Origin of the sequence: Mesorhizobium sp. M2E.F.Ca.ET.219.01.1.1 (genome assembly GCF_004016445.2) — a bacterium.
Classification (GTDB): Bacteria; Pseudomonadota; Alphaproteobacteria; order Rhizobiales; family Rhizobiaceae; genus Mesorhizobium.
This window is the reverse complement of the sequence record NZ_SADT02000046.1, coordinates 1-473: the sequence shown is the minus strand read 5'-3', so window position 1 is coordinate 473 and position 473 is coordinate 1. Positions and strand designations below refer to the sequence as shown.

Genomic DNA, 473 nt, shown 5'->3' with positions numbered 1-473 from the left:
GCGAAGACTGCATCGGTCGAATTGCAATGTGACGTTGCGCTTTCACTCGCTCCATTTTTTTATGCCACTGGGCGCAATCACGATTACCTGACCCTGGCCGAAGAGCAGCTCGCAAACTGTGCCGATCTCCTTCCAACGGCCCATCTGAGTGGTCTTTGGGCAACAAAGGGGATCGCTCATTCCAACCGGGGAGAAGAGCCGCTGGCAGCGGAGGCCTTGCGCAAGGCCTTAGATCTGATTGATCGGGTTGACCCAAGTCATCGTATTCTGTTCGGCGGTGCGGATCAACGTGTCTCTGCCCAAGCATATTTCAGCGAATCGCTGATCATATTGGGTTTCTTTGACGCTGCAGTCGAAGAGAAAGAGCGCCTGATGCGCAATTTTGACCAGCTCGATAAGCCTTTCGACCTCGCGTGGCATCTTCTCGTGCAGTGCCAATTGTGCGCGCTACTTGGTCAATACCAGGAACTACT

Annotated in this window: 1 protein-coding gene; it reads left to right on the top strand. The window is 53.7% G+C overall.

Going from position 1 to position 473, the window contains the following annotated elements; genetic code table 11:
• The coding region (locus EN862_RS36445; RefSeq protein WP_193771627.1) for a hypothetical protein at nucleotides 1–473 on the top strand (473 nt) is incomplete at both ends.